Origin of the sequence: Enhygromyxa salina (assembly GCF_002994615.1) — a bacterium.
GTDB classification, from domain to species: Bacteria; Myxococcota_A; Polyangia; order Nannocystales; family Nannocystaceae; genus Plesiocystis; species Plesiocystis salina_A.
Genome location: NZ_PVNK01000041.1, coordinates 26542 through 34498, shown reverse-complemented (window position 1 = coordinate 34498; position 7957 = coordinate 26542). Strand labels below are relative to the sequence as shown.

General features: G+C 68.6%; 7 protein-coding genes. 1 reads left to right on the top strand and 6 read right to left on the bottom strand.

What is annotated here, in order from left to right; translation table 11 throughout:
- Positions 1-386, top strand: a 386-nt coding sequence (locus ENSA5_RS04215) for an inositol monophosphatase family protein (protein WP_308726532.1), incomplete at its 5' end; no start/stop codon positions are given.
- 20 nt (positions 387-406) lie between these two features.
- Here ENSA5_RS04215 and ENSA5_RS04210 read toward each other — a convergent pair.
- The 6 genes from ENSA5_RS04210 to scpB all read right to left on the bottom strand — a co-directional run bounded on the left by ENSA5_RS04210 (position 407) and on the right by scpB (position 7826).
- Positions 407-2203: a TldD/PmbA family protein gene (locus ENSA5_RS04210; protein WP_258182728.1), complete on the bottom strand. Its 1797-nt coding sequence runs from the start codon at positions 2201-2203 to the stop codon at positions 407-409.
- Positions 2204-2239: 36 nt separating this feature from the next.
- Positions 2240-3715, bottom strand: a complete 1476-nt coding sequence (locus ENSA5_RS04200; protein ID WP_258182727.1) for a TldD/PmbA family protein — start codon at positions 3713-3715, stop codon at positions 2240-2242.
- 82 nt (positions 3716-3797) lie between these two features.
- Entirely contained in the window at positions 3798-4043 is a 246-nt protein-coding gene (locus tag ENSA5_RS04195; protein WP_106390255.1) for a type B 50S ribosomal protein L31, read from the bottom strand.
- Between the two features lie 11 nt (positions 4044-4054).
- Positions 4055-4360: a 30S ribosomal protein S14 gene (rpsN, locus tag ENSA5_RS04190; protein ID WP_106390254.1), complete on the bottom strand. Its 306-nt coding sequence runs from the start codon at positions 4358-4360 to the stop codon at positions 4055-4057.
- 109 nt (positions 4361-4469) lie between these two features.
- Positions 4470-5249: a pseudouridine synthase gene (locus ENSA5_RS04185; protein ID WP_219906727.1), complete on the bottom strand. Its 780-nt coding sequence runs from the start codon at positions 5247-5249 to the stop codon at positions 4470-4472.
- A gap of 285 nt (positions 5250-5534) precedes the next feature.
- A complete protein-coding gene (gene scpB / locus ENSA5_RS36985) occupies positions 5535-7826 on the bottom strand; it encodes an SMC-Scp complex subunit ScpB (protein ID WP_181197355.1) in 2292 nt (763 codons plus the stop codon).
- Between the last annotated feature and the right edge of the window lie 131 nt (positions 7827-7957).

The following is a 7957-nucleotide window of genomic DNA, read 5'->3' as shown; positions in this document are numbered from 1 at the left end:
GCGTCGAGTCGCGCTGGCGCCTGGTCACGAGCAAGAGCCACCGCAGCGCCCGCCTCGACGCGATCATGAAGCTGCTCGAGATCACGCCCGAGCAGACGCTCCGGACCGCGAGCACCGGGGTCAAGGTCTCGATGGTCGCGCGCGGCGAGGCCGAGATCTACGCCCACCCGACGGCCGGCACCAAGCTCTGGGACAGCGCGGCCCCGCAGGCGCTGCTCCACGCGGCCGGCGGTCGCCTGACCGACATGCGCGGCGATCCTCTGGTCTACACCGGGCCCGAGGTCGCCAACGATCGGGGCCTGCTCGCGACCGCCCGCGGCGTCGACCACGACGCCCTCGTCGAGCGCCTCCGGCCCCTCACCGACGAGTGGTTCCCCGCGAGCTGAGCGTCGCCTGAGCCCGTCGCTCAGCTGCCCGACACGGTCATGTAGTCGACGCGGAAGCTCGGGGCCGCGACCGCCGCGCGGTGCTCGAGATCGTTGGCGACCGCGTCGATGCCCCCGAGCAGCTCGTCGAGGTTGCGCGAGATCGTGATCTCGCTGACGGGCACGCTGAGCTCACCGCCCTCGATCAAGAAGCCCGAGGCCCCGCGGCTGAAGTTGCCCGTCACGGGATCGAAGCCAAAGCCCATCATCGAGGTCACGTAGAGGCCGCGATCGATCCCGCGCAACAGCGACTCGGGCTTGCTGCGCCCGGCCTTCATGTAGAAGTTGCTGGTCGTCGAGTAGGGAATGCTCCCGCCGCCGCCACCCGAGCCCGTCGGCGCCAGCTTGAGCTTGCGCGCGCTGTAGGTGTCGAGCAAGAAGCTGCGCAGCTCGCCAGCCTTGATCACGACGTTGCGGCGCACCGCCCTGCCCTCGCCGTCGTAGGGCCGCGAGCCGGGGCCGCGCGGCAACGAGGGGTCGTCGACGATCGTGACCTTGGCGCTCGCGACCGCGGTCCCGAGCCGGTCGCGGAGGTAGCTCTGCTCACGATAGACCGCGTCACCGACCACGCACGAGGCGACCAGGCCGATGATCGCCCGCGCGGCGTCGCGCTCGAACACGACCGGGTACACGCCGGTCTCGAGCTTGATCGACCCGAGCGAACGCACCGCCCGCTCGGCGGCCTCGGAGCCGACCTCTTTGGGGCTCCGCAGCTGATCGAAGTGGCGACCCGCGGTCCACTGAAAGCCGTTGCGCTTCTTGCCGCCTTCGTCGTCGGCGACGACGTGGACGACGAGGCTGGCGTGGGTCCCGGCGCTGCGTCCGACGAAGCCGCCCGAGCTCGCGAGCACGCCGTGGCTGGCCCCGCGTGAGAAGCTCGCGCCCTCGGACGAGGTGATGCGCGAGTCCGACCGAAACGCCGCCTTCTCGCCCGCGAGCGCGAGACGCAAGGCCCGGTCGGCCTTGATCTTGGCGGTCTTGCTGTCCCACAGATCGAGGGCCGGGTATCGGGCCTTGGCGCCGATCAGCAGCTCCTTGGGATCGGGCGGGACCGCGAGGGGATCGGGCTCGGACAGCTCGGCCATCTCGATCGTGCGATCCAAGAAGCGCTCGATCGCCTCGCGCGAGAGATCCGTGGTCGAGGAGGTTGCGACCCGCTCACCATGGACAACGCGCACGCCGAGGCCGCGCGACTTGGCCTCCTTGACCAGCTCGACCTCGCCCTGGCGGACACCGGTCTCGAGCTGCTCGCCCTGGCTGACGCTGACCTCTGCGTGCTCGACCCCGCGCGCGCGCAGGTGCTCGAGAGCGTGGAGCGCCGTGCCCTCGAGCTCGTCGAGCAGCCGCTGCGAGGCTCGGGGCAGCGCGTCACCGACGGCCGAGACCACCGCCGCGGACTTCTTCTTGGCTGCGGGCTTGTTCTTGGCTGCGGACTTCTTCTTGGCCGCGGGCTTCTTCTTGGCCGCGCCCTTCTTCTTGGCCGCAGGCTTCTTCTTCGCCGCGCTCTTCTTCTTGGCCGCGGCCTTCTTCTTCGCCGCGCTCTTCTTCTTGGCCGCGCTCTTCTTCTTGGCCGCGGCCTTCTTCTTGGCCGCGGACTTCTTCTTGGCCGCGGGCTTCTTCTTGGCCGCGCCCTTCTTCTTGGCCGCGCTCTTCTTCTTGGCCGCGGCCTTCTTCTTGGCCGCAGGCTTCTTCTTGGCCACGCGCTTCTTCTTGGCCGCGGCCTTCTTCTTGGCCGCAGGCTTCTTCTTGTTGCCGCCGCTTCGCTTGGCTGAGTTCACGCTGATGCTCCTCGCTCGTTCGAGTGGATCCCAGGCCTAGCCAACGCTCGAGCCGCCGACCGTGAGCGAGTCGAGCTTGACCGTCGGCATCCCGACCCCAACCGGCACGCTCTGGCCGTCCTTGCCGCAGGTCCACATGCCGTCGGACAGCTCGAAGTCGTGGCCGACCATGCTGACCGTGGCCAGCGCCTCGGGCCCGTTGCCGATCAGGTTGACGCCCTTGAGCGGCGCGGTCAGCTTGCCGTTCTCGATCAGGTAGCCCTCGGTCAGCGAGAACACGAAGTCCCCGTTCGAGATGTTGACCTGACCGCCGGAGAATTTCTTGGCGTAGACCCCACGCTTGACCGACTTGATGATGTCCTCGGGCGCGTCCTCGCCCTCCTCCATGAAGGTGTTGGTCATCCGCGGCATCGGCTCATGGCGGAAGCTCTGGCGCCGGCCGCTGCCGGTCGGCTTGGTCCGGAACCACTCGGCGCTGATCCGATCGTGGAGGTAGCCGCGGAGCTTGCCGCCCTCGATCAGGCGGTGGACCTTGGGCAGCACGCCCTCATCGTCGACGTTGAGGCTCCCGCGCGAGCGGGCGATCGCGGGATCGTCGACCACGGTCACGAGCTCCGACGCGACGGCCTGGCCGATGCGATCGCAGTAGTTGGAGGTCCGCTTGCGGTTGAAGTCGGCCTCGAGCCCGTGGCCGACCGCCTCGTGCAGCAAGATCCCCGAGTCGCCGGGCGCGAGCACGACCGGCAGCGTGCCCGCCGGGGCCTCGCGGCTGTCGAGGTTGAGCAACGCCACGCGCGAGGCCTCGCGGCCGTGATCTTCGGGGCTGACGAGCTCGAAGTACTCGGGGCCCATGCGCCCACCGCCGGAGCTGCTGCCGCTCTCGGTCCGGGCTTTGTCGCGGGCGACGGCGGAGACCGACATCCGACACATCGGCTGGAAGTCGTAGACCATGTCGCCGCGGCTCGAGACCACGAGGATCTCCTTGTGGACCGCGACCAGGCTGGCGTCGACGCGGACGATCTTGGGGCTGACGGCGCGCGCGGCCTTGTCGGCCCGGCGCAGCAGCGCGACCCGGGCCTTGCCCTCGATGTCGACGACCTCGTCGCCGACCGGGTAGGTGTCTTTTGTCCGCCGCCGCCGAACCTTGATCGGCCCGACCTCGGCCCCGGCCTGCGCGATCTGGCTGGCGGTCTGCGCAGCCTCGAACATCGCGCTGGGCTCGAGGCTCTCGGCGTAGGCGTAGCCGACGCCCTGGCCCTCGACGACGCGGATGCCCACGCCCATGTCGACGGATCCGCCGACGCTGCGCACGCGGCCATCTTCCATCGAGATCGAGGCCGAGCGCCGGTATTCGAAGAACAGGTCGGCGAAGTCGCCACCGCGACCGAGCGCGCGCGCGAGCACCTGCGCGGCCAGCTCGCGCGAGATGGCCTGCGGCCCGGTCATGAAGGGCGCCTCGGGCTTGCGCACGGAGGTCTCAGGCTGGGCTTTGGCCGTCGAGGACGTGGGCATGTGGATACTCTTGCACAAAATTGTCGACGCCCGACTCCTGGACAGGAATCGGGCTGGACGATTGGGGAGGCTCGGGGAGGAGCTACTTCTTGCGCCCGTAGCGGCGCTTGAAGCGATCGATGCGACCCTCGGCGTCGACGGTGCGCGCCTGGCCGGTCCAAAAGGGGTGCGACTTGGCCGAGATGTCGAGGCGAATCACGGGCAGAAGCTCGCCCTCGAAGCTCTTGCGCTCTTCGGGCGCGAGGGTCGAGAAGCCGACCCACTCGTCGTTGGTCGCGGTGTCGTGATAGAGCACCTTGTGATACTCGGGATGGATTCCGCTGCGCATGGTGAGGCTCCTTACCAGCTGGACTTGGTCACGCCGGGCAGATCACCGCGCAAGGCGAGATCGCGCAGGGCGATGCGGCTGAGGCCGAACTTGCGATAGACCGCCTTGCTGCGCCCGGTCAGGAAGCAGCGCCGGGTCAGGCGCGTGGGACAGGAGTTGCGCGGCAGGCCGTTGAGCTTGGCCATGACCTCGGCCTTGACGTCGGGGTCGAGGTCCGGGTCTTTCATCTGGGCGCGGAGCTCGGCGCGCTTGTCGGCGTACTTCGAGATCAGCTTCTCGCGCTTCTTGTCGCGCAGAACTTGGGAGAGCTTGGCCATCTGTCGAGTGTCCTTGGGCAGCCGCCGACGAGCGGCGGGGGGCGGCAACCTACCCTGCTGTCCCTTCGCTGGCAAGACCGGTCTTCCCGAGTCTTGAGGGCGAGCTGCCTCACTTCTTTCGTGGTCGGCGGGGGGCAGCCTTGGACGGCTTGCGCGCTGGATCGAGCGCGACGCTGGCCAACAGCTGTCCGACCTCCGTGGGTGACAGCGGCCGGGACTCCCCCTCGGCGAGGCCGTCGGCGGTGATGTCGCCGAGCGCGACGCGGATGAGCTTGAGCACGGGATGGCCGATCGCCTCCCCCATCCGACGCAGCTGCCGGTTGAGGCCCTCGGTCAGCCCGATCTGATACCAGGCGTTGGCCTCGGTCTCGCGGAACGCGAACAGCTCGGCGAGCGGTCGCGTCACCGCGCCGTCGTCGAGGGTCACCCCCTCGCGCAGCGCCTCTTCCTCGTCGGGGCTGAGCTTGCCCTGGAACTTGACGTGATAGGTCTTGACGACCCCGTGGCGCGGGTGGCTCAGGGCCGCGGCGAGATCGCCGTCGTTGGTCAGCAAGACGACCCCACGCGAGTGATAGTCGAGCCGACCGACCGGATACAGGCGCTCAGAGATCCCGTGCATGAGCGACAACACGGTCGCTCGGCCGCGATCGTCGACGCTGCCCGCGGCCGAGCACACGATCTCGTCGGGCTTGTTGAGCACGTAGTAGACCTTGGCCTCGGCGGTGACGGGCTCGCCGCGGACCGTGACGCGATCGCGCCCGGGGAACACGCGGGTGCCGAGCTCGGTGACGCGCTGCCCGTTGACCGCGACCACGCCGGCGACGATCAGATCTTCGGCCTTGCGCCGCGACGTGACGCCCGCGCTGGCGATGAACTTCTGGAGCCGCACGCCTTCGCGCTGCTCACGCTCATTGGCCGTGAAGGGCTGCTCTTTGCCCTTCCTCGGCGCGGTGCGAGGCTTTGAGCTGGGGGACGTGTCGCGTGCGCCTGCGCGCCGTCGACCGGACTTCGAGCTCGGCTTGGCTCGGGACGGCTGGGCTCGAGACTTGGGTGGGCGCGACTTGGCCATGGAAGATCCGCGAGCTTGCGACCTTTGGGTCGCGGCTGCAAGCGGCGCTTCCACACGCGCGCGTTAGGACTCGTCTTCCTCGCCGTCCTGAGCCTCGCCCGCGTCCTATGCGTCGGCGTCCTCGTCGTCTTCTTCGTCCTCGTCGACCTCTTCGTCCTCGTCGTCCTCTTCGTCCTCGTCGACCTCTTCGTCCTCGTCGCCCTCTTCGTCCTCTTCGTCCTCGTCGCCCTCGTCGTCCTCGTCGTCCTCGTCGACCTCTTCGTCCTCTTCGACCTCTTCGTCCTCGTCGACTTCCTCGTCCTCGTCGACCTCTTCGTCCTCGTCCTCGTCCTCGTCGCCCTCGTCCTCGTCCTCGTCCTCGTCGCCCTCTTCGTCCTCGTCCTCGTCGCCCTCGTCGTCCTCGTCGTCCTCGTCGTCCTCGTCGACCTCGTCGCCCTCTTCCTCGTCCTCGTCCTCGTCGCCCTCGTCGTCCTCGTCGACCTCTTCCTCGTCCTCTTCCTCGTCGCCCTCGTCGTCCTCGTCGACTTCCTCGTCCTCGTCGTCCTCTTCGTCCTCTTCGTCCTCTTCGTCCTCGTCGTCCTCTTCGTCCTCGTCGTCCTCTTCCTCGTCGCCCTCTTCGTCCTCGTCGTCCTCGTCGACTTCTTCGTCCCCGTCGTCCTCTTCTTCGCCCTCTTCGTCCTCGTCGTCCTCGTCGACTTCTTCGTCCCCGTCGTCCTCTTCTTCGCCCTCTTCGTCCTCGTCGTCCTCGTCGACTTCCTCGTCCCCGTCGACCTCGTCGTCCTCGTCGTCCTCGTCGCCCTCTTCGTCCTCGTCGTCCTCGTCGACTTCCTCGTCCTCGTCGACCTCGTCGTCCTCGTCGTCCTCGTCGTCCTCGTCGTCCTCGTCGCCCTCGTCGCCCTCGTCGTCCTCGTCGCCCTCTTCGTCCTCGTCGCCCTCGTCGTCCTCGTCGCCCTCGTCGTCCTCGTCGCCCTCGTCGCCCTCGTCGTCCTCTTCGTCCTCGTCGTCCTCTTCGTCCTCTTCGTCCCCGTCGACTTCGTCGTCCTCGTCGCCCTCTTCGTCCTCGTCGTCCTCGTCGACTTCCTCGTCCTCGTCGCCCTCTTCGCCCTCGTCGTCCTCGTCGACTTCCTCGTCCTCGGCAGCTTCTTCGCCCTCGTCGGCTTCCGCTTCCTCGTCGGCTTCCGCCTCCTCGTCGGCTTCCGCTTCCTCGTCGGCTTCCGCTTCCTCGTCGGCTTCCGCTTCCTCGTCGGCTTCCGCTTCCTCGTCGGCTTCCGCTTCCTCGTCGACTGCTTCGTCAGCCTCCGCGACTTCGGCGTTCTCGTCGTCCGCGGACTCCTCGTTTGCGCTTTCGTCGTCGGGGCGCGCAAACTCCAGAACCTCTTGGCCGAGGGCCTCGACCTCGTCCGCGTTCATGTTCTTGCGCAGAGTCGCCTTGGTGTCGTCGGACAGCTCGCGGAACTCGCGGAGATCCGGCAGGTCGCGCAGGCTCATGAGGTTGAAGAACTCGAGAAAGCCCACGGTCGTGCCGTAGAGCATCGGCCGGCCCGGCTCCTCCTTCTTGCCGACGATCTGAATCAACTCCCGCTCGAGCAGGATCTTCACGACGGCGCCGCCGTCGACCCCGCGGATGTGATCGATCTCGGCGCGTGTCACCGGCTGGCGATAAGCGACGACCGCGAGGGTCTCGAGCTGCGGGCGACTCAGGCGGACCGGCTTGGCCTGGAGCAGACGCTGGACCCACTGGGCGTTTTGCGGGCTGGTCTGAAGCACGAAGCCACCGGCGACCTGGGCAACGATGATCCCCCGCTCCTCGTTGCCCGCGATCAGGTGCTTGAGCGCGAGCTGGATCTGTCGGACCGAGGGCTCGCGCAGGAGCTTGCGGACCTGTTTGACCCGCAGCGGCTTGGTCGACGCGAACAGCAGGCTCTCGACGATCGAGATCAGGCGCGGGGACGCTTCGCCCTCGACGTCGCTCAGATCGTCTTCGGCGTCGATCGGCAGGCTATCGACCAGCCGTACGGCTCCCTCGGCTTCGGCTTCGGCCTCCTCCTTGCCCTTGCCCTTGCCCTTGCCCTCACCCTCGCCCTCGCCCTCGTCCTCGCCCTCGCCCTCGCCCTCGCCCTCGCCGGGAACCTCGATTTCGACCTGCGGGCTCGCCCCCTCGGGCGCGTCCTGTGCGGCCTCGGCCTCCCCCTCGGCCTCCTGTGCGGCCTCGGCCTCCCCCTCGGCCTCCTGTGCGGCCTCGGCCTCCTCCTCGGCCTCGGCCTTGGGCTCCTCGTCTTCGCTCGGGTTCTCCGAGCCCAGTTCGGCGACGAGCGCCTCGACGCTCGGCTCAGCCGACGGTTGAGACCGCCCCCGCATCTTCGGGGGCGCTTGCTTTCGGGCGGACTTCTTGGCCATGTCAGTCGCTCTCGCCCTCATCGGGCGCGGCAGAATTCTCGGCTTGCGCGGGCTCGGCCGCGTGTGCGGGCTCGGCCGCGTGTGCGGGCTCGGCCTCCTGTGCGGGCGCTGCCCCCTGCACGGGCTCGACC

Bases quoted from the DNA above. Each gene is read 5' to 3' on its own strand.
- ENSA5_RS04200 (WP_258182727.1), bottom strand. From the start codon at position 3,715: ATGCCCACGTCCTCGACGGCCAAAGCCCAGCCTGAGACCTCCGTGCGC.
- ENSA5_RS04195 (WP_106390255.1), bottom strand. From the start codon at position 4,043: ATGCGCAGCGGAATCCATCCCGAGTATCACAAGGTGCTCTATCACGAC.
- rpsN (WP_106390254.1), bottom strand. From the start codon at position 4,360: ATGGCCAAGCTCTCCCAAGTTCTGCGCGACAAGAAGCGCGAGAAGCTG.
- scpB (WP_181197355.1), bottom strand. From the start codon at position 7,826: ATGGCCAAGAAGTCCGCCCGAAAGCAAGCGCCCCCGAAGATGCGGGGG.